This window comes from Nevskia soli DSM 19509 (assembly GCF_000711955.1).
In the GTDB taxonomy this organism is placed as follows: domain Bacteria; phylum Pseudomonadota; class Gammaproteobacteria; order Nevskiales; family Nevskiaceae; genus Nevskia; species Nevskia soli.
Genome location: NZ_JONR01000020.1, coordinates 24,930 through 45,613, shown reverse-complemented (window position 1 = coordinate 45,613; position 20,684 = coordinate 24,930). Strand labels below are relative to the sequence as shown.

The following is a 20,684-nucleotide window of genomic DNA, read 5'->3' as shown; positions in this document are numbered from 1 at the left end:
ACGCCTTGGTTTATAGTAAAGACGCGCCATACCTATAGAATCGGCGCGAACTCAAAGGGTAGTCGAAAGGTTGTTAGGGAGAGGGAATAGCATGGCTCGCGTGATGGTGGTGGACGACTCGCCCACCGACAAGGCGTATCTGAAACAGATGCTGGAACGCTCCGGCTACGAAGTGCTGGAAGCGGCTTCCGGCCAGGATGCCATCGACATGGCCAAGAGCCAGTTGCCGGACTGCATCGTCATGGATGTGGTGATGCCCGGCATGAACGGCTTCCAGGCCACCCGCTCCCTGTCGCGGGATCCGGCGACCGCCGCCATCCCGGTCCTGGTGGTCAGCAGCAAGAACCAGGAAACCGACCGCCTGTGGGCCCTGCGCCAGGGCGCCAAGGAATACATCGTCAAGCCGGTCAAGGAAGCAGACCTGATCGGCAAGATCAAAGCGGTGCTCGGCGCCTAGACCCGAGTCTTAAACGCATCAATTGGGGGTAGAGATGGCTGATTCACAAAGCCGACAGTCCGGTTCACGTCGTCAGTTCCTGCCGCTGGTCTTCGCCATCGCGCTGATCTTCATCGCCGGCGCCGCGTTCGGCTGGATCCAGCTCACGGAAGGCCGCGACCGCACCTGGAACGAACTGGCGCGCCAGTTCCCGGCCGATGCCGAGGCCCTGGTCACCGCCGGCCGCGCGGCACAGCCCGACTTCGCCACCCTGAGCGCGCTGTCCGGCAACTTCGACGACAACATCCAGGCCCTGCGCCAGGGCGACAGCGCCGCAGGCATCGCCTCAGCCCCGTCCTCGGTGCAGCCGCAGGTGGAAACGCTGGCCAAGTCTTGGAGCACCATGCGCCAGTCGATCCGCGACATGCTGGCCAACGAGAAGGCCTTCACCCATATCGCCGACAACATCGACGCCATCAATGCCGCAGCCGATGCCACCACCGCCGACTACGACCAGGTCACGGCCCGCCTCGGCGCGAAGGGTTCCGGCGCGGCCACGGTCCTCGCCGCCACCCAGATGATCAAGCTGGAGCAGATCAAGTCCAGCGTCGCGCGCCTGATCTATGCCGCCCGCTCCGCCCCCGGCATGCCGGACAACCTGTCACGCCTGGCCGCCGACTTCACCGAACACAACAAGCAGCTGCAGGACAGCGCCGGCGCGGACGCCTCCGTCGACGCCGCCCTGCGCAAGGCCGCTACCGATTTCGCCCCGGTCGCCGCGGCGATCGGCGGCCTGGGCCAGGATTCGGCTTCCATCGGCAAGCTGCAGCAGGCCGCCTCGGGCTTGCAGGCCAATGCCACCGACGTGATCGCCGCCTCCAAGACGCTGGAGCAGTCCCTGCTCGACGAGACCGGCAAGCGCAGCAAGCTGCTGCCCTACGTGGTTTACATCTCCGCCATTCTCGCCGTGCTGGCGCTGATCTCCTTCATCGCCCTGTTCTACGCCGGCCTGCGCTCGCGCGTGGGCGAGGCCGAGGAGAAGGACGCCAAGCAGCAGCAGGCCATTCTGAATCTGCTGGATGAGATCACCAACCTGGCCAACGGCGACCTCACCGTGGACGTCACCGTGACCGAGGATTTCACCGGCGCCATCGCCGACTCGATCAACTACACGGTGCAGACGCTGCGCGGACTGGTCGGCACCATCAACCAGACCTCGGAACAGATCGTCACCTCGGCGGCCAGCACGCAGGACACCGCCCAGCGCATGAGCCAGGCCTCGGACCGCCAGGCGCGGGAGGTCGTCGCGGCCGCCAACTCGATCACCGCCACCAGCCAGCAGTTGCAGGATGTGGCCGGACGCGCCGAGCGCATCGCGGTACAAGCGCAGACCTCCGTGCAGATCGCCCACAACGGCGCCAGCACGGTGGGCCGCACCATCCAGAACATGGCCGTGCTGCGCGAGCAGATCCAGGACACCGCCAAGCGCATCAAGCGCCTGGGCGAATCGTCACAGGAAATCGGCAACATCATCGAGTTCATCAACGACATCGCCGAGCAGACCAACACCCTGGCGCTGAACGCCTCGATCCAGGCCGCCATGGCCGGCGAAGCGGGCCGCGGCTTCGCGGTCGTCGCCGACGAAGTGCAGCGACTGGCCGAACGCGCCGGCTCCGCCACGCGCCAGATCGAAAACCTGGTCAAGACCATTCAGGCCGATACCAACGAGGCCATCATCTCGATGGAGCGCAGTACCTCGAACGTGGTGGCGGGCGCCAAGTCGGCCGAAGAGGCGGGCCAGGCCCTGACCCGCATCGAAGCTTCCTCGCAGGAACTGGCCAAGGGCGTGCAGGAAATCTCCGGCGCGGCGCGCACGCAGTCGGCCGAGGCCACCAAGATCGCGGGCACCATGCAGGGCATTCGGGAGATCGCAGTGCAGACCTCGGGCTCCGCCAACTCGACCGCGCAGGCGATTGGCGAGTTGAACAATCTGTCGGACAAGTTGCGGGAGTCGGTGGCGGGCTTCAAGTTGCCGGAAGGCGTGGGGGCGTAGTTACACGGGCAGCAAGCACAAATTCATCCTTGCCATCCCTGGCGAGACCTCGGTAGATTTCCCTTCGGGCCCACATGCGGCGGTCCGAATTCGCTCCAGGCGAATCCGTCGGTGCCATGCGAATGACATTGAGTCATTCGCGCAAGCCACTACCATGCGTGCCAACAAAAAACCTTGGCACACATGGCACGCATGGTGAACCCGGCCCCTTTACATTCCTGCGCGTTAGCAAAAATTAGGCGCCATAACCAGCGCCGGCGCGACATAACCGCCCGTTTGGCGGCTTTTGCGGGAACTTGCCGAAATTTTGGGCGCCTTCAAGTAAAATACCCCATCTGTCCGCGCCGGGCGGACCACCATTTTCTTTTCCAAACGATCGCGAGCTTCCGTAAACCCATGGCTATCGCTAAAGCTTCGACTCCGAATTTCCAGGCCGACCTGGAGAAACTGTTCGGTCTTACCTCGGTTTCCTACAAGTACGAACTGAGCAAGGAGGAGTTGTTCCACGAGGCGATCAAGAACGATCGCGGCAGGGTGCATCGCGATGGCGGCAGCAACGAGCAGAAGGCGTTCCCGACCAAGCTCGGCGTGAATGGTCCGCTGGTGTACTACACCGATCCGGACTGCACCGGCCGCCGCACCAAGGACACCTTTGCGGTGAAGTGGCCGGAAGTGGCGGACGAGATCTGGTTCAAGGCCGACCTCAACCCCTACGATCCCGAGAAGTACCAGGCGCTGCTGCAGCGCGTGATCAAGCATCTCAACGACAAGAAGGCTTCGCTGTACGTGAAGGACGTCTTCATGGGCAGCGACCCGGAGTTCGCCGTGCCCTACCGCTTCATCGGCGAGTACGCCACGCACGCCATGTTCGTGCACAACATGTTCCCCAAGAACCTGCAGGGCGTGCGGGACGTCGACGCGCGCCGCTGGACCATGCTCAACGTGCCGAGCTTCGTCTGCGAGCCGGAGCGCGACGGCAGCCGCGCCGAAGTCGCTGTGATCATCGACGCGCGCAACAAGATCTGCCTGGTGGCCGGCCGCGCCGACTACTGCGGCGTCAACAAGAAGACCATCTTCACTGTCGGCAACTACCTGCTGCCGAAGGACGGCCGCCTGTCGATGCACTGCTCGGCCAACGTCGGCGCGAAGAATGACGCGGCCATCCTGTTCGGCCTGTCCGGCACCGGCAAGACCACCCTGTCGGCCGACGCCGCGCGCCGCCTCATCGGCGACGACGAGACCATCTGGTCGGACAACGGCCTGTGCAACCTGGAAGACGGCTGCTACGCCAAGCTGATCAACCTGGACAAGGAAGCCGAGCCGGTCATCGCCGCCGCCCTGTCCAAGCCCGGCACCATCATCGAGAACGTGCCGCCGCTGCCGGGCAAGACGATGGAGCAGTGCCATCCGGACGAGCTCGATCTGAACGACGACTCCATCGCCGAGAACACCCGCTTCAGCTATCCGCTGGAAGCCAACCCCAACGTCATGCCCCACGGCCAGGGCCCGCACCCGCAGACCATCGTGCTGCTCACCGCCGACGCCTTCGCCGTGCTGCCGCCGATCTCCATCCTGGAACCGAAGGACGTCATGTATCACTTCGTCTCCGGCTTCACCGCGCGCGTCGCCGGCACCGAGGTCGGCATCACCGAGCCGACCCCGACCTTCTCCGCCTGCTTCGGCGGCCCCTTCATGGCGCACAAGCCCAACGTCTACGCCAAGCTGCTGGCGGACAAGATGCAGCACCACAAGGCGCGCTGCATCCTGCTCAACACCGGCTGGAGCGGCGGCCCGCACGGCGTCGGCAAGCGCATGTCGATCAAGCTGACCCGCGCCCTGCTCAACGCGGCGCTCAACGGCGAACTGGACGACGTCGAGACCGAAGTGCATCCGATCCTCAAGCTGAAGATGCCCAAGTCCTGCCCGGGCGTGCCCAGCGAAATGCTCAACCCGCGCAACACCTGGACCGACAAGGCCGCCTACGACGAGCAGGCGCTGAAGCTGCGCGACATGTTCCGCCAGAACTTCAAGAACAAGGGCTTCGCGGACTTCGGGATTGAAGAGCGCATCTGATTCCGACAGCGGTATTGCGGTACATTAAAGCGGCCGCCGGGAAACCGGCGGCCGCTTTCGTTGGTGCTTTGCTTGTTTCAACAGTCCAGTCATGGATGACTGGTGCCTGGGCAGGATGCCCACGGAGACAAGAATGAAAGCAACGCTGGTCAACCGCGTGCATTCGACCATCGACCCGGCCGACGACCATCCCTACCTCAACGGCGCCTGGACGCCGATGATGGAAGAGTGGGATGCGGAGGAGCTCAGCGTCGAAGGCAGCCTGCCGCTCGACCTTGACGGTGTCTACCTGCGCAACAGCGAGAACCCGGTGCACCAGCCACTGGGCAAGTACCATCCCTTCGACGGCGACGGCGTGCTGCACGCGATCCGCTTCCGCGACGGCAAGGCCTCCTACCGCAACCGCTTCATCCGCACACAGGGCTTTCTTGCCGAGCAGGCAGCCGGCCGCGCGCTGTGGTCCGGGCTGGCCGAGATGCCATCGCGCTCGGAACGTCCCGGCTGGGGCGCGCAGGGCGCATTGAAAGATTCTTCCAGCACCGACGTGGTGGTCCACGCCGGCCGCGCGCTCAGCTCCTTCTACCAGTGCGGCGCGCTGTACCAGCTCGACCCGCAGACGCTGGAGCAGTATGGCCCGGCCGATTGGAACGGCAGCTTTCCCGCCGAAGGCGTCTCGGCCCATGCCAAGGTCGACACCACGACCGGGGAGTTGCTGTTCTTCAACTACTCCAAGCAGGCGCCCCATATGTACTGCGGCGTGGTCGATGCCGCCGGCAAGCTGATCCACTACCAGCCGGTGCCCCTGCCCGGCCCGCGCCTGCCGCACGACATGGCCTATACGCGGCGCTTCATGATCCTCAACGACTTCCCGCTGTTCTGGGACGCCAGCCTGTTCTCCCGCGGCCTGCACGTCGCGCGCATGCACGACCTGCCGTCGCGTTTCGCCCTGGTGCCGAGGCCGGGCGTGGGGGGAGACATCTGCTGGTTCGAGGCCGATCCCACCTATGTCCTGCACTTCGTCAATGCCTGGGAAGAGGGCGACGAGGTGGTGCTCAACGGCTATCGCCAGCGCAGCCCGATGCCGCCGCCGCTGGCCGGTGCGCCGCGCGCCTATGCCATGCTGATGGCCTACACCGACCTGCACTCGCTCAAGCCGCAGCTATGGCGCTGGCGCTTCAATCTGCGCACCGGCGCCACCCGCGAGGAGCCGCTGGACGAGGGCATCAGCGAGTTCGGCAGCTTCAATCACCGAAACGCCATGCAGCCCAATCGTTACGTCTACAGCGCGCTGGGCGAGCCTGGGATGTTCCTGTTCAACGGCCTGTGCAAGCACGACCTGCGGAACAAAACCCGGCAGGACCTGTCTTTCGGTGCGGGCATTTTCGGCAGCGAAGCGCCGTTCGCCCCGCGCAAGGGCAGCCGCGCCGACCAGGCGGAAGACGACGGCTACCTCGTCACCTACATCACCGACATGAACCGCGACCGCTCCGAATGCTGGGTTTACGCCGCGCAGGATCCGGGCGCCGGCCCGCTGGCCAAGGTGCGCCTGCCCGCGCGCATTCCCAGCGGCACCCACGCCTGCTGGGCATCGTCGGAAGAATTGGCATCCCACTGAGAGGCACATGAACGTCAATCGCATCTTCTGCATCGGCCGCAACTACGCCGAGCACATCAAGGAGCTGGGCAACACGCCGGACGAGGCTTTCGTGCTGTTCATGAAGCCACCGTCCTGCGTGGTACCGCCGGGCAAGACCCTCACCCTGCCGCGCGGCCGCGGCGGCGTGCACCACGAGGCCGAACTGGTGGTGGCGCTCACCGGCGGCGGCGCCGACATCCCGGAAGCCCAGGCCCTCAGCCACATCAGCCACATCACCCTGGGACTGGACCTGACCCTGCGCGATCTGCAAAGCGAGCTGAAAAAGAAAGGCTGGCCCTGGGAACTGGCCAAGGCCTTCGACCAAGCCGCGCCGCTGGGCGATTGGGCGCCTTATCGCCAGCAGGACCTGCAGGCACTCGAATTCACCTTCCACGTCAACGGCGTCCTGCGCCAGCACGCCAGGACCAGCGACATGCTGTTCTCCGTCGCCCGGCAGATCCATATCCTGTCGCGCACCTGGGCGCTGCAGGATGGCGACATCATCTACACCGGCACACCTTCCGGCGTCGGCCCGCTGATGCCGGGCGACCGCCTGCTGCTGGAGAGCGAAGGCATCGGCCGCTTCGAGTGGAATTGCGCCTGAAATAGCCCAGGAATCCTGTGGACACGTCGTCGCGGAAACCGTCGGTTCCGGGCGCAAGCGCCCTTGAACCGACCTACGAAGGCCTCCTCGTAGGTCGGCTCAAGCGCAGCGGAGCCGACAGGCTCGCTCAATGCAGGTGGCGCAGCTTGTCCGGATTGCGCACCGTGTAGAGCCGGGCGATCAGGCCATCGCGCACTTCCAGCGCGAGGGTCTGGAAGGGTCCCGACGGACCCAGCAGCACCAGCCCCGGCATGCCGTTGATGCGCGCCGGGCGCGCCTGCATGTCGGGAGTGCCGTAGCGGCGCAACACGCCGAGCAGGAAGCGGGCGATGTGCTGCGGACCGGACACCGGCTTCAGCGCCGCCTTCACCTTGCCGCCGCCGTCGGAGTAGAACACCGCATCCTGCGCCAGCACCCGGCTCAGCGCGGCCACATCGCCGCTGCCGAGTGCGCTGGTGAAAGCCGAGAACACCCGCGCTTCTTCTTCCGCCGAAGGCCGGAAGCGCGGCTTCTCCTCGCGCACGTGATTGCGCGCCCGCGTCGCCAGCTGACGGCAGGCCGCCGCCTCGCGGCCCAGGGTTTCGGCCACCTGCTCGAAGCTCATGTCGAATACATCGTGCAACAGGAAAGCCGCGCGCTCCAGCGGCGACAGCCTTTCCAGCGTCAGCAGCAGGGCCACCGACAGGTCGTTGGCGTACTCGCCGGCGCTCTCCACCGATAGCGTGCTGTCGTCCAGCAAGGGCTCCGGCAGCCAGGGACCGATGTATTCCTCACGCTGCACCCGCGCGGACTTGATGTGGTCCAGACACAGGCGCGTCACCGTACGCGACAGGAAGGCGCGCGGCTCGCGTACCGCGGCGCGATCCACCGCATGCCAGCGCAGGTAAGCCTCCTGCACCATGTCCTCGGCCTCGGCGCGCGAACCCAGCATGCGGTAGGCCAGACCAACCAGGTAGCCGCGCAAGGGCTCGAAGCTTGCCGCCGCATCAGTGATCTTTGCTTCACTCATGTGCCTGGCTCACGCGATTGCGGCCCGCACCGGCATGTCGACACCGCCGACACGCACGCGCCTGCAGCTCTGCCCATGCCCCAGGGCATATTTCAGCGTGGGGAAGATGCGCGCCGAAGTCAGGGCGAAGGCCAGCGACACCAGCGCCTTGGCGCCCCAGCGCCGCAGGATCTCGCCGCGCAGCTCGTCGGCCTGCGCATCATGCGCCAGCGCCGCCTGGGCGAAGCGGAAGCCCAGCGCGGTCCCGGGCGTCATCGCCGCCCTGTCGTGCTGGAGGACGGCGCGGATCTGCACGGGATCCATACCCTCGCGCTCGGCCATGCCGGCCACCAGTTGGGTGCAGGGGCCGCAGTCCTCTGCCAGCGTGCCGACCAGCTTGGCCGCGTACCAGGCTTCCAGCGGCAGATCCTGCCGGTACCGGGTGAAGCCCATGATGCGGTTGAAGCTGAACAGGGCGTGCGGACTCGCGTCGAGGATCTCGCGCGCATAGCCCATGTCGTAATCATGCTCACGCTCGAACGCGGCGATGCGCCAACGGATCAATGATTTCAGCGGATTCATGCAATGCCTCCTTCAGGCGGGTCGCCGTGGCGGCCACGCCAGCCACATCGCCCAGAGCGCCGGGATCACCACCAGCACGGTGTCGATGGCGAAGTGCGCGAACTCCTCGCGCCCGGCCAGCAGGTCCCAGACGTGCATCACGGCGTGCAACGTCAGGAACATGCTACCGGCCATCGCGGCCGGCCAGGCCTTGGCGTCCCGCGCCAGCCACAGCAGCGAGGCGCCGGCGGCGGCATAGGCGCAACCGATGTCGCGCACGAAATGCGGGTTGAACGGGCCGGTGCCCGGCACCGTCGGCACCGCGTGATACCACTGCTCCGGCGCCAGCAGCATGAACAGGCCGTTGAGCAGGTGCACCAGGCCCAGCAGCAGTGCCGACCAGGCCGCAAAGGCGTTGCGCATCGCATCCCTCCTTTATCGTCTGGGTATAGGACGAGATAGCATGCTCCCTTGTGACATGCCCATGCTATATAGAGGCTCGACGCCGCCCCATCGCACCGCCATGAGCCCATCCCCCGACGCGCACGCCGCCCCCTGGAGCGCGCGCTCCGCCCTCAGATTCGTCGTGGTGTTCGGCGTGGTCGGCCTGTTCTCCGACTTCGCCTACGAAGGCGCACGCGGCATCAATGGCTCTTTCCTCGGCGTGCTCGGCGCCAGCGGCTTTGCCGTCGGCATCGTCGCCGGGAGCGGCGAACTGGTCGGCTATGCGCTGCGCCTGCTGTCGGGCCGCGCGGCCGACCGCAGCGGTCTTTACTGGCCCATGACCCTGGGCGGCTACGCGGTGCAGATGCTGGCGGTGCCGGCCCTGATCCTGGCCGGAAGCTGGCACAGCGCGGCGCTGCTGATGGTGCTCGAGCGCGCCGGCAAGGCGATCCGCAAACCGGCCGCCGGCGTGATGCTGGCCGGCGCCGGGGAACGCATCGGCCGCGGCTGGGCCTTCGGCCTGTACCAGGCGCTCGACCAGATCGGCGCACTGATCGGGCCGCTGACGGTGGCATTTGTGCTGGCGCGGCGGCACGGGGACTACCCGCTCGCCTATGCCTGGCTCGGCCTGCCGGCGCTGGCCACCCTGCTGGTGCTGGCGGCGGCCCGCCTGCGTTTCGCCGAAGCCGGAACCATCCGGCACCGGCCGGCGCCCGCAGGCGATGGCGGTTACCCGCCGGCGTTCTGGTGGTACCTGGCGGGCGTCGCCCTGGTCGGCTTCGGCTTCGCCGACTACCCGCTGATCGCCTACCACTTCATCCGCAGCGGCAGCGTCAGCGAGGTCTGGGTGCCGCTGCTCTACGCGGCGGCGATGGGTGCGGGTGGTGCAGCTTCACTGCTGTTCGGCAGGCTCTACGACCGCAAGGGCCTGATCGTGCTGCTGCCGCTGACGCTGCTGGTCGCCGTGTTTCCGCCGCTGGTATTTCTGGGCGGCTTCGGCGCCGCCGTGGTCGGCGCCCTGCTGTGGGGTATCGGCCTGGGTGTGCACGAGTCGGTGATGTCGTCCGCGGTGGCGGGCATGGTGCCGTCGCAGCGCCTGGGCTCGGCCTATGGCCTGTTCACCTCGATCTTCGGCCTGGCCTGGTTCGCGGGCAGCGCCATACTCGGCGCACTCTACGACGTTTCCATCACGGCCACCGTCACGGTGGCGGTGGTCGTGCCCCTGCTGGCCCTGCCGCCGCTGTGGGTGGCCGCGCGCAAGGTACACCGCGCATGAATTACCTGGCGCACCTGTGGTTGAGCGAACAGGCGGGGCTGCCGCTGCCGGGCGCGATTCTCGGGGACATGGTGCGCGGCCGCCTGGACGGTCGCTTTCCACCGGAACTGGAACGCTCGATCGCCCTGCACCGCCGCATCGACGTGGTCACCGACAGCCACCCGCTGGTGATCGCCGCGCGCAGCCGCTATGCACCCGGCGCCCGGCGCTATGCCGGCATCGTGCTGGACATCGTCCACGACCACTGCCTGGCACTGGACTGGCCGCGTTACAGCGAAGAGAGCCTAGCCAATTTCTCGCGACGAGCGGCAGACGCATTGGCGGCCGAACGCGAAGGTTTTGACTTGGCGGGGAAGTCTGTGCCCTCGGCCTGGCGCTTCCGTCGACTGCTGCTGTCCTATGCCGGTGAAAGCGGCATCGACCGCGCCATCAGGCGCACTGCCATGTGGATGAAAAAGCCGGAAGGCCTGATCGAGGCCGGCCAGGACTGGCGCGAGCATCTGCCGCAGGTGCAGGCGATGCTGCCGCAACTGCTCGCCGACCTGCGTCTCGCCGCCCTGGAATTCGCCAAGGAACCCGCTCAGCGGCCGTAAGTCAGCGCCAGCCCCTGATGCAGGGAATAGGTCATGGCGCCGAGGAAGGCGACCAAGCCGAGATAGCAGATGCCGTAGTTGATGCGCACCTGCACCGGCACGTCGTAGTAGGCGGCGTTCTCCTGCGGCGTGCCGCTCCAGGCCTGCCGCAGCTTGGGCCAGGCGAGAATGGCGATGAGCAGGTACATCGGGCTGGGATGCAGGATGAACAGCACCACCAGCACCGGCACGCCGAACAGCCAGATGCGCGGCGAGATCACCGCCGTGATGCGCCCGCCGTCCAACGGCGACACCGGAATCAAATTGAACAGGTTGATCATGCAGCCGGCATAGGCCAGCGCCAGCAGCAGCCCGCTGCCGGTTTCCCGCGCCGCGAAATAGCAGGCAACCGAAGCGGCCGTGCCCGCCAGCGGCCCGGCGATGCCGACATAGGCCTCCGTCTCGGCATCATGCGGCATCTGCTTGAGCTGGATCCAGGCGCCGACAAACGGAATGAAGGTCGGCGCGCCGACATCCAGCCCGCGCATGCGTGCCGCGACGTAATGCCCCAGCTCGTGAAACAGGATCAGCAGGACGAACCCGACGGCGTAAGGCCAGCCGAAGATGAACGAGTACACCACTACCGACAACAGCATGGTGCCTGCGGTCAGCGCCACCTTGCCGAACTTGGCGCCTTTCAGCAGCAGCAATAACGCGCTGATCATGGTTGGGGAATCCGGCTACGCGTGGCTCAGGTCGTACGCGCTTCCGTCAGCAACTGACTGATGCGCTGGTCCTTCTCCGCCCACAGTTGCGCAATCCAGTCCTGGAAGCGCTTGCGGTAGTCGGGGTCGTCCTCGTAGCTGCCGGAATAGAATTCCTGCGGGATGGTCAGCTTGCGCACTTCGACGACGATGCGGTGCACGCGGCCGGCCATGAAGTCCCAGAAGCCGCGGGCGCCCTCGGGGTAAACGATGGTGACGTCGAGCAGGGAGTTGATCTTCTCGCCCAGCGCCGACAGGCTCAGCGCCATGCCGCCGGCCTTGGGCTTGAGCAGGAAGCGGTAAGGCGAACCCTGCTGGTCGTGCTTGGCCTTGGTGAAGCGCGTGCCTTCGAGGAAGTTGAGGATGGTCACCGGCACGTTGCGGTAGTGCTCGCAGGCGGCGCGGGTGGTTTCCAGATCCTTGCCGCGCAGCTCCGGGTGCCTGGCCAGCTTGGCCGGGGAATAGCGCTTCATGAAGGGGTAATCGAGGCCCCACCAGGCCAGGCCCAGGAACGGCACCCAGATCAGCTGCTGCTTGATGAAGAACTTGAAGAACGGCGCGCGCCGGTCGAAGGCCCACATCAGCACGAAGATGTCGTTCCAGCTCTGGTGGTTGGAGCAGACCAGGTACTGCCCCTTGGGATCCAGCTTGTCCACGCCGCGCACATCCCAGCGGATGCGCAACAGGTGGTTGGTAAGCCAGACGTTGACGCTGGCCCAGTTCTGCGCGCCCCAGGCAACCCAGCGCGAGACGGTGTCGCGTGCGCGTCCCCTGGGCGAGAGCAGCTTGACCAGGGTGGTGATGTAGACCGGCACCACCCAGAACAGGGTGTTGAGGCAAAGCAGCAGCAGCATGATGGTGCCGAGCAGCGGCGCAGGCAGGAAGTGCAGCATGGGCCCCTCTTTGTGTTTATTTAGTGCTTGTCTGCAGCTGGCTTGGCTTCGCCTTCACCCGGATGGGCCGACCAGTGGATGTGCTCGATGGTCCAGCTGTTGCCGCTGCGCTGCAGCACCATGGTCTCGGTGCCGACCAGGTCGATCGGGTGCCCCTGGAAATTACCCTGGGTATGGGTTTTGGAGATGACACAGGCGGCGTTGTCGCCGAGCCAGATGATGCGCCGCTCCAGGATCTGGAGATCGTTGCTGGCGAAGGCGGCATCGGCGGCGATATGCGCCCCGGCATAGTCGGCGCGCGTCTGGTCGACGAAGCCCTGTTCGAAGATGCTGACGCTGACCGAGAGCATCTTGAGCGCGGTGGCGGGGTCGTTGGCCTTGAGCGCCGCGTGGAAGGCATCGACCACGCTGACCGGGCCCGGCACGGCGTCGCCGGAAGAGGCGGCGGCCCAGCCGGCGGGCGCGGCCGCGAGGGACGCGGCGAGTGCAAAAGACAGCAGCAGATTCTTTACCACGAAGGAGACCCCGGAACGTCGGCGGAACAGGCGATAAGCTTACTGCACCGGCGTTGCCGCGTCCGCCCGCGCCAGCAGATTGCCCGCCGGATCGCGCAGTTCCGCGGCACGGTAAGTCCCGTGGGGCAGCGCCACCAGCACGCAGGGACTGGTAAGCATCTGCGCGGCCGCTTCGCCCGCGTCCGGGCTCAGCAGGCTGGCGCTGAGGGTGATGGTGAGCCCGCTGATCTGGGCGCGGCGGCTGATCGCCAGGCCGTAGCCGGCGCTCATGTGCACGCCCATCTCCACCAGCGCATAGGCGCCCGCCTCCGGCAGGGGATCGACCCCGACCAGATCGACGTTGTGGCTGCCCTGCCAGGCCCGCACCGCCTCGCGATCGGCCAGAAGGGACAGGCGCGTCTGCGGCCCGTCGCTGTTGCAATTGAGCAGGCGGCGCACCTCGGCCACCTCGATCGACGAGCTGCCCTGCAGCACCTCCGGCAGCGAACCGCAGCCGGCGAACAGGCACGCCGACAGTGCCGCGGCGAAGCGCGGCAATCCTTTTGAAACCGACATGCTTCCCCCGTGAGCGACTACTTTTCCACCATGGCGTCGGCCGCGGCCGGCACCGGCGCATAGTCTGGCATGCCGACGCCGAGGGCCGCATCCTGCAGGATGAGGTCCGCCGCACGCTCGGCAATCATGGTGGTGGGCGCATTGGTGTTGCCGCCGATCAGGGTCGGCATGACCGAGGCATCGACCACGCGCAGGCCGGCGAGGCCATGCACGCGCAGGCGCGGATCGACCACCGCCATGCCGTCGCTGCCCATCTTGCAGGTGCCGACCGGGTGGTAGACGGTCTCCGCGCGGCGGCGGATGAACTCGCGGATCTGCTCGTCGCTCTGCACCGCCGCGCCCGGCTCCATTTCCTGCAGGCGGTGCGGGGCGAAGGCCGGCTGTTCCAGCACCTGGCGCGCCAGCCTGACGCCCTTGACCAGGGCGTCCATGTCGCGCGGCGTGGCGAGGTAATTGGCGTCGATCACTGGCGGCGCCAGCGGATCGCTGCTGGCCAGCCGCACGGTGCCGCGGCTTTCCGGGCGCAGGAAGCAGGTCATCAGGGTGAAGGCGTAATACTTGAACAGCGGCGTAAGATCCTGGCCGTGATTGGAATAGACGAAGGGCACCAGGTGCCATTGCAGGTCCGGGATGGCCTGCGCGGGATCGCTCTTCACGAAGCCGCCGGCCTGGGCTAGGTTGCTGGTGAGTTCGCCGCGCCGCCCGGTGAGGTACTGGAACAGGCTTTTCAGCGAGCGCCACAACGAGGTCCAGTGCAGGCTGATGCCGTGGCGGGTCTTCTCTTCCCAGGTGACGTGGATGTCGAGGTGATCCTGCAGGTTCTCGCCCACGCCGGGCAGTTCATGCACCGCCTGGATGCCGTGTTGCTCGATCTGCGCGCGCGGGCCCACACCCGACAGCAGCAGCAACTGCGGCGAGCCGATGGCGCCGGCGCTGAGAATCACTTCCTTGCGCGCCATCGCCTCGGCGTAGCGGCCGTTCTGGAGATAGCGCACACCGACCGCGCGCTTGCCTTCGAACAGCACGCGCGCCGCATGGGCGCCGGTGATCACCTTGAGGTTGGGCCGGTCCAGGACCGGCGTGAGGAAGCCGCGCGCATTGCTGCAGCGCTCGCCGTCCTTCTGCATCACGTGGTAGTAGCCGATGCCTTCCTGCTGCGCACCGTTGAAGTCGGCGGTCTTCTTGTAACCGGCTTGCTGGCCGGCCTCTACGAAGGCTGTCATCAGCGGGTTGACGAAACGGTGCTCGGCCACGTTGAGCGGACCGCCGCTGCCGTGGAACTCGCGCCCGCCAGGGACCTTGTCGATGGCCTCGAAATTCTCCATCTTGCGGAAATAGGGCAGCACGTCCTTGTAGGACCAGCCCTCGTTGCCCAGGCTGGCCCAATGGTCGTAATCCCAGGCATGGCCGCGGATGTAGCACATGGCATTGATGGAGGAACTGCCGCCGAGGGTGCGGCCGCGCGGCCAGAACATCGGGCGGCCGCCGCAACTCTGCTGCGGCGTGGTCCAGAACTTCCAGTTCAGCACGTTGCTGCGGATCACCGGGATGATGCCGGTGGGCATGTGGATGAACGGGCTGCTGTCCGCCGGGCCGGCTTCGAGCAGCAGCACCTGCCACTTGCCGCTGGCGGAGAGACGGTTGGCCAGCACGCAGCCAGCGGAACCGCCGCCAACGATCAGGAAATCGTAGCTGCGATCTCCACTCATGACAGTCTCCACATGCAATGAGCAGCGCAGGTGGTTCGCATCCCCGTCGCCGGGGCGATCCCCTTCGGGGCCCCTCGCCCAACGGCGCCAGGTCGCCCACCGCCCACAATGACGAAATCGTATGTATTCACCGCGCTCCTCCTGCCGATTTCATTTCCGCCCAAGCCCAGGGGCACCGGCAACCCGGATACTCCTTTTTGAATCCTTGAACGCACGTTTAATTTGGCCGAGTCTACTCCCCTGGCTCGCCTCTGTGAACCGGCCGGAGGGAAGGCCCGGTGGAATTTGGTGATAAGTTAGCGCCATGAATCAGGCCGTCCCGCAAACCCAGAACGACAAGATCCGCGATCACGCCATCGACCTCGCCGAGGTGCTGGACTACCTCGTCGGCGACGGCATGATCCTGCCGGAACAGGCGCGCGCCCTGCGTGCCCGGGCCGGCGAATGGCGCGAATACCGCCATCCGCTGCAGCGGGTGGCCGAGTGTGAACTGGACAATGCCAGGCAGCCGGGCAAGCGCCTGACCCTGGAGGCGCTGGTGCAGTACCTGGCCGGCAGGACCGGCCTGCCCTACCTGCGCATCGATCCGCTGTCGATCGAGGTGGGCAAGGTCACCACCGTGGTGTCGTACGCCTATGCCGCGCGCCTCAAGATCCTGCCGGTGAAGGTGACGCACGAGGAAGTGGTGATCGCCACCGCCGAGCCCTGGCTGCGCGAATGGGAGCGCGACCTGGGCAGCGTGCTCAAGCTGCGCATCAAGCGCGTGCTGGCCAATCCGCTCGATATCGAGCGCTACCTGGTGGAGTTCTACGCGCTGGCCAAGTCGGTCAAGGCCAGCAGCGAGGAGCGCGCCAAATTCGGCAGTTTCGGCAACACCCGCACGCTGGAGCAGCTGGTCGAGCTGGGCCGCAGCGGCAAGCTCGACGCCAACGACCAGCATGTGATCAACATCGTCGACTGGCTGCTGCAATACGCCTTCGACTCGCGCGCCAGCGACATCCACCTGGAGCCGCGCCGCGAGCACGGCAAGGTGCGCTTCCGCATCGACGGCGTGCTGCACGAGGTCTACCAGATCCCGGCGACGGTGATGACGGCGGTGACCAGCCGCATCAAGATCATCGCGCGCATGGACGTGGCGGAAAAACGCCGGCCGCAGGACGGCCGCATCAAGACGCGCTCGCCCGAGGGCAAGGAAGTCGAATTGCGCGCGGCGAGCCTGCCCACCGCCTTCGGCGAAAAGCTGGTGCTGCGCATCTTCGATCCCGAGGTGCTGCAACGCGACTTCAGCCAGCTCGGCTTCTCGGTCGACGAGGCGCGCATCTGGCAGGAGATGATCACGCGGCCGCATGGCATCGTGCTGGTCACCGGCCCCACCGGCTCGGGCAAGACCACCACGCTGTATTCCTCGCTGCGGCAGCTGGCCACACCGCAGGTCAACGTCTGCACCATCGAGGATCCGATCGAAATGGTCGATCCGGCCTTCAACCAGATGCAGGTGCAGGGCAATATCGATCTCGACTTCGCCGACGGCATCCGCGCGCTGATGCGCCAGGATCCGGACATCATCATGGTCGGCGAAATCCGCGACCTGGAGACGGCCGAAGTCGCGGTACAGGCCGCGCTCACCGGACACCTGGTGCTCTCCACCCTGCACACCAACGACGCGCCATCCGCGGTGACGCGCCTGCTCGACCTGGGTGTGCCGAGCTTCATGATCAAGGCGGTGGTGATCGGCGTGGTGGCGCAGCGCCTGGTACGGCGCCTGTGCCCGCACTGCAAGCACGCGGTGGAACTGGACGCCGACCGCTGGTTCGACATCACCGGCGGCGCGCCGATGCCGCGGCCGGAAACCGCGTACGAGCCGATCGGCTGCCTCGAGTGCCGCGAGACCGGCTACCTCGGCCGCGTCGGCATCTACGAGATCATGCCGCTGAGCCACACGCTGAAGAAGCAGATCCACGAACAGACCGACGGCGCGGTGCTGCGCGAGCATGCGGTGCGTGAAGGCATGACGCCGCTGCGGCTGGCCGGATGCAGGAAGATCGTCGAAGGCCTGACCAGCGTGGAGGAAGTGCTGGGCGCTGCCGGGCTGGAACCGGCGGCCTAGGCTCCTTCACCGCATGCCCCGGCTTCGCCAGGGGCGTTGCGGCGAGAACGCACCAGCCTATCGTGCCGCGGCGTGCCTTGGACGCTGCCGGTCTCATCCCGTCCGCCTCTTGGTTCACCTCTTGATTGGCGGCGCGAACACCCCATATTGGACTTGAAGTTTGCCTGGCCGCGTGAGCCGCTTCGCCCCGGCCCGATGCGAGAGCGTAGTGATTTTATCTACAGGCGCACGCCGCGGCCGGGCAGACTCTTGAACCGCGAAACACCATCCCTAACTTCCATTGACGAGGGCGTTGAGCCCGAATCATCAAGCAACGTAAGGAGATTTAGGACATGACGACTCTGCTGCGCTATCAACCCTGGTCCGTGCACCGGGAACTGCTGAACGAATTCAACCGCTACTTCGACCGCGCCGACGCATCGACCGGCGCCACCGCCGAGTGGACGCCTGCGGTGGACATCGAGGAATACGCCGACAAGTTCGTGCTGTATGCGGACGTGCCGGGCGTGGACCTCAAGAGCATCGAGGTGACGCTGGAGAAAGGCGTGCTGACCCTGAGCGGCAACCGCGAGAAGGCGGTCGAAGCCGCCGGCGTCGAGGCCCGCCGCATCGAGCGCGCCAACGGCCGTTTCTTCCGCCGCTTCAGCCTGCCGGACACGATCGACGGCGAATCCGTCACCGCCAAGGGCAGCAACGGCGTGCTGGAGATTGCGATCCCGAAGCGTCCCGCGGCCCAGCCTCGCAAGATCACGGTCAGCCACTAAGCCTGCGTACAAGCCCCGGCTTCATTGATTGGCAGGACGCCGGGGCGGCATAGTCGGTAACCGGCTGCATAGTTGGTAAAGTAACGGGGCGCTTCGGGCGCCCCGTTTTCTTTTCCGTCCCCGATTTTCTGGAATTCGTCGAACCGTGGAATACAAGGATTACTACAAGATTCTCGGCGTGCCGCGTACGGCCGATGCGGCCGAGATCAAGCGCGCCTACCGCAAGCTGGCGCGGCAGTACCACCCCGACAAGAACAAGGCCAAGGGTGCCGAGGACAAGTTCAAGGAGGCCAACGAGGCCAATGACGTCCTGGGCGATCCGAAGAAGCGCGAGGCTTACGACCAGCTCGGCGCCAACTGGCGGGCGGGCGAGCGCTTCACACCGCCGCCCGGCTGGAACTTCGAATCCGGCGGCTTCGGCCGCGCCGGCGGCCGCCGGGCGGGACCCGGCGGCGCAGCGGGCTTCGGCGGCGCGGGCGGTCCCGGCGCCGGCAATTTCTCCGATTTCTTCTCGACCCTGTTCGGCGGCGCCGCGGGCGGCTTCGACGATGCGGAAGGAAACTTCGGCGGCATGCCGCAAGACCAGCGCGCCAAGCTGGCCATCGCGCTGGAGGATTCCTTTGCCGGCGCCACCCGCAACATCACGGTCGGCGGCCGCACGCTCAGCGTGCGCATTCCAAAGGGCGTAACCGGCGGGCAAACCATCCGCCTTGCCGGCCAGGGCGCGAACGGCGGCAATCTGCTGCTGGAACTGGAGTTCGCGCCGCACGCGGTATTCCAGGTCGAGGGCCGCGACATCCTGGTCACCTTGCAGGTGGCGCCCTGGGAAGCGGCGCTGGGCGGCAAGGTGCCGGTGCCGACGTTGGGCGGCGCGGTGGAGCTGAACCTGCCGGCGGGCACCCAGGCCGGCAAGAAGCTGCGCCTGAAGGGCCGCGGCCTGCCGGGCGCCACGCCGGGTGACGAGATCGTCACCATCCAGCTGGTCACGCCGCCGGCGAAGACCGACGAGGACCGCGCCTTCTACGAGGGCATGAAGCAGCACTTCGCGGTCGAGCCGCATAAGGCCTGAAGCCGTGTAACCATGTAGCCCGGGAAGCGCGCAGCGCTACCCGGGGTTTGCCGCACCGTCGGATGGCGCAACCCGGCTAACGCTACGCGTTTGCCGGGCTACTCTTCAGCGTGCATGTCGGGACAGGCTTGACCCGACCTACATTGTGGGCCGCTTGTCCTTCCACGGCCGTGCCTGCTCCAGCTGCGCCGCCAGGCGCAGCAGGGTGGCCTCCTCGCCGAAGCGCGCCACGAACTGCACACCGACCGGCAGTTCGGGACCACCAAGCTCGGCGGGCGCCCAGTGCAGCGGCACCGACATGCTGGGCGTGCCGGTGAGGTTGGACAGCTGGGTGAAGGGCACGCGCCTGAGGCTTTGGTCCACCAGCTGCCTGACGATGTCGCTGTGCAGCAGCAGCTTGCCCACACCCAGGCGCAGGATCACCTTCAGCAACGCCTGCTGTGCCGCCGGCATGGCCAGTTCGCCGATGCGCGAGGGCGGCATGGCGGTACTGGGAATCAGGTAGAGGTCGTAGGTCTGGTGGAAGCGACCGAGCGCGCGGGCGAAGCCGTTCCATTGCTTGCGGCTGGAAACGTACTCGCCGGCGCTGAGGGCCCTGCCGAACATGCCCAGGGCGCGGGTCTCCAGTTCGAAGTCCGCATCGCCGGCGCCGGTGGCATGCCTGGCCTCGTCCATGCTGGCGGCGACCTGGCCGAAATACATGTTGATGAAGCATCGCGCCAGCGCCTGACCATCGATTTCCGGCTCGGCTTCCTCGACGTGGTGGCCGAGCTGTTCGAGCAGGTGCGCCGTATTGCGCACCGCTTCGATACAGGCCGGATCGACTTCGGTGCCCAGCGGCGAGCGGGTGCAGAAGCCGACGCGCAGGCGCTCGGGCTCGCGGGTCGCCTCTTCGGCAAACGCGTGCTGCGGCCGGGCGATGACGAAGGGGGCGCCGATGTCGGCGCCGGCGATGGCGTCGAGCATGCGTGCCGAGTCGCGTACGCTGCGGGTCAGCACATGTTCGCTGGAGGCGCCGTCCCAGAACTCGCCGTGGAGCGGTCCCGGCGGTACGCGGCCGCGGGAGGGCCGCAGGCCGAACAGACCGCAGTAAGAAGCCGGGATGCGGATGGAACCGCCGCCGTCGGAAGCGCCTGCCATCGGCACGATGCCGGCCGCCACCGCCGCGGCCGTGCCGCCGGAGGAGCCGCCGGGCGTACGCGACGGGTCCCAGGGATTGCGCGTGGCGCCCCACAGCTCGGTTTCGGTGAGGGCCTTGAGGGCGAACTCGGGGGTGGCGGTCTTGCCGAAGATCACCAGGCCGGCGCCGAGGAAACGGTTGACGATCTCGGCATGCTCGGTGGGGATCCAGTTGCGCAAGGCGCGGCTGCCGGAGGTGGTGGGTACGCCGGCGTAATCCTGGGCGATGTCCTTGATCAGGAAGGGTACCCCGGCGAAAGGACCGCTCAGTCTTTCGCCGGCCCGGGCGCGGCCGATGTCCAGCATGGGGATGTTGATGGCCCTGAGTCCGGGATTGACCACCTCGGCACGGGCGATCGCCGCTTCCAGCAGTTCGGCGGCACTGACTTCGCCGCGGGCGACCAGCTCGGCCAGGCCGGTGGCGTCGTAACTGCCATATTCCTTGAACATACTTCCCCCAAGATTGTGTGTTGGGTGGCGCCGCGG

19 protein-coding genes are annotated in these 20,684 nt (G+C 66.7%); 10 read left to right on the top strand and 9 right to left on the bottom strand.

Going from position 1 to position 20,684, the window contains the following annotated elements:
• The first annotated feature begins 91 nt into the window (after positions 1-91).
• The 5 genes from BP26_RS0111665 (at position 92) to BP26_RS0111645 (ending at position 6,802) form a co-directional block, all read left to right on the top strand.
• Complete coding sequence (locus BP26_RS0111665; RefSeq protein WP_029920760.1) at positions 92-457, top strand: response regulator; 366 nt, start codon at positions 92-94, stop codon at positions 455-457.
• 34 nt (positions 458-491) lie between these two features.
• A complete protein-coding gene (locus BP26_RS0111660) occupies positions 492-2,489 on the top strand; it encodes a methyl-accepting chemotaxis protein (protein ID WP_051748879.1) in 1,998 nt (665 codons plus the stop codon).
• Positions 2,490-2,885: 396 nt separating this feature from the next.
• Entirely contained in the window at positions 2,886-4,562 is a 1,677-nt protein-coding gene (locus tag BP26_RS0111655) for a phosphoenolpyruvate carboxykinase (ATP) (RefSeq protein ID WP_029920758.1), read from the top strand.
• A 133-nt stretch (positions 4,563-4,695) separates the two neighbouring features.
• The gene (locus BP26_RS0111650) at positions 4,696-6,177 is read left to right on the top strand and encodes a carotenoid oxygenase family protein (protein WP_029920757.1); all 1,482 of its coding nucleotides are present in this window, start codon (positions 4,696-4,698) and stop codon (positions 6,175-6,177) included.
• 7 nt (positions 6,178-6,184) lie between these two features.
• The gene (locus tag BP26_RS0111645) at positions 6,185-6,802 is read left to right on the top strand and encodes a fumarylacetoacetate hydrolase family protein (RefSeq protein ID WP_029920756.1); all 618 of its coding nucleotides are present in this window, start codon (positions 6,185-6,187) and stop codon (positions 6,800-6,802) included.
• A gap of 127 nt (positions 6,803-6,929) precedes the next feature.
• Here the strand turns inward: BP26_RS0111645 and BP26_RS0111640 are convergent, their stop codons facing one another.
• The 3 genes from BP26_RS0111640 to BP26_RS0111630 are packed head-to-tail and all read right to left on the bottom strand — an operon-like array spanning position 6,930 to position 8,774.
• Positions 6,930-7,811, bottom strand: coding sequence for a sigma-70 family RNA polymerase sigma factor (locus tag BP26_RS0111640; protein ID WP_029920755.1), 882 nt, complete (start codon positions 7,809-7,811; stop codon positions 6,930-6,932).
• 9 nt (positions 7,812-7,820) lie between these two features.
• Positions 7,821-8,372, bottom strand: a complete 552-nt coding sequence (locus tag BP26_RS0111635) for a hypothetical protein (protein ID WP_029920754.1) — start codon at positions 8,370-8,372, stop codon at positions 7,821-7,823.
• Between the two features lie 12 nt (positions 8,373-8,384).
• Positions 8,385-8,774, bottom strand: coding sequence for a DUF2065 family protein (locus BP26_RS0111630; protein ID WP_051748878.1), 390 nt, complete (start codon positions 8,772-8,774; stop codon positions 8,385-8,387).
• Positions 8,775-8,874: 100 nt separating this feature from the next.
• Here BP26_RS0111630 and BP26_RS0111625 point away from each other — a divergent pair, with 100 nt between their 5' ends.
• Both BP26_RS0111625 and BP26_RS27580 read left to right on the top strand, forming a co-directional pair.
• Positions 8,875-10,071, top strand: coding sequence for an MFS transporter (locus BP26_RS0111625; RefSeq protein WP_029920752.1), 1,197 nt, complete (start codon positions 8,875-8,877; stop codon positions 10,069-10,071).
• Positions 10,068-10,664 carry an acyl carrier protein phosphodiesterase gene (locus BP26_RS27580; RefSeq protein ID WP_051748877.1) on the top strand — a complete coding sequence of 199 codons (597 nt, stop codon included), beginning with the start codon at positions 10,068-10,070 and terminating at the stop codon, positions 10,662-10,664. Before BP26_RS0111625 ends, BP26_RS27580 begins: the two co-directional genes overlap by 4 nt.
• Here BP26_RS27580 and BP26_RS0111615 read toward each other — a convergent pair.
• The 5 genes from BP26_RS0111615 to BP26_RS0111595 are packed head-to-tail and all read right to left on the bottom strand — an operon-like array spanning position 10,652 to position 15,079.
• Positions 10,652-11,368, bottom strand: a complete 717-nt coding sequence (locus BP26_RS0111615) for a site-2 protease family protein (RefSeq protein ID WP_029920750.1) — start codon at positions 11,366-11,368, stop codon at positions 10,652-10,654. The two genes, BP26_RS27580 and BP26_RS0111615, sit on opposite strands and share 13 nt — an antisense overlap.
• Before the next feature lie 26 nt (positions 11,369-11,394).
• Positions 11,395-12,300 carry a 1-acylglycerol-3-phosphate O-acyltransferase, YihG family gene (gene yihG, locus BP26_RS0111610; RefSeq protein WP_029920749.1) on the bottom strand — a complete coding sequence of 302 codons (906 nt, stop codon included), beginning with the start codon at positions 12,298-12,300 and terminating at the stop codon, positions 11,395-11,397.
• Between the two features lie 20 nt (positions 12,301-12,320).
• The gene (locus tag BP26_RS0111605) at positions 12,321-12,815 is read right to left on the bottom strand and encodes a nuclear transport factor 2 family protein (protein WP_051748876.1); all 495 of its coding nucleotides are present in this window, start codon (positions 12,813-12,815) and stop codon (positions 12,321-12,323) included.
• A 39-nt stretch (positions 12,816-12,854) separates the two neighbouring features.
• Entirely contained in the window at positions 12,855-13,370 is a 516-nt protein-coding gene (locus BP26_RS0111600) for a protease complex subunit PrcB family protein (RefSeq protein ID WP_157572489.1), read from the bottom strand.
• 17 nt (positions 13,371-13,387) lie between these two features.
• Positions 13,388-15,079 (bottom strand): GMC family oxidoreductase, encoded by a 1,692-nt coding sequence (locus BP26_RS0111595; protein WP_051748875.1) that lies wholly within the window; start codon positions 15,077-15,079, stop codon positions 13,388-13,390.
• 304 nt (positions 15,080-15,383) lie between these two features.
• Here BP26_RS0111595 and tfpB point away from each other — a divergent pair, with 304 nt between their 5' ends.
• The 3 genes from tfpB to BP26_RS31090 all read left to right on the top strand — a co-directional run bounded on the left by tfpB (position 15,384) and on the right by BP26_RS31090 (position 19,019).
• Positions 15,384-17,186: a type IV pilus assembly ATPase TfpB gene (gene tfpB, locus BP26_RS0111590; RefSeq protein WP_051748874.1), complete on the top strand. Its 1,803-nt coding sequence runs from the start codon at positions 15,384-15,386 to the stop codon at positions 17,184-17,186.
• A gap of 332 nt (positions 17,187-17,518) precedes the next feature.
• Complete coding sequence (locus BP26_RS0111585) at positions 17,519-17,950, top strand: Hsp20/alpha crystallin family protein (RefSeq protein ID WP_029920744.1); 432 nt, start codon at positions 17,519-17,521, stop codon at positions 17,948-17,950.
• Positions 17,951-18,095: 145 nt separating this feature from the next.
• A complete protein-coding gene (locus tag BP26_RS31090; RefSeq protein WP_029920743.1) occupies positions 18,096-19,019 on the top strand; it encodes a DnaJ C-terminal domain-containing protein in 924 nt (307 codons plus the stop codon).
• Between the two features lie 138 nt (positions 19,020-19,157).
• Here the strand turns inward: BP26_RS31090 and BP26_RS0111575 are convergent, their stop codons facing one another.
• Positions 19,158-20,648 (bottom strand): amidase, encoded by a 1,491-nt coding sequence (locus tag BP26_RS0111575; RefSeq protein WP_029920742.1) that lies wholly within the window; start codon positions 20,646-20,648, stop codon positions 19,158-19,160.
• Positions 20,649-20,684 lie beyond the last annotated feature (36 nt).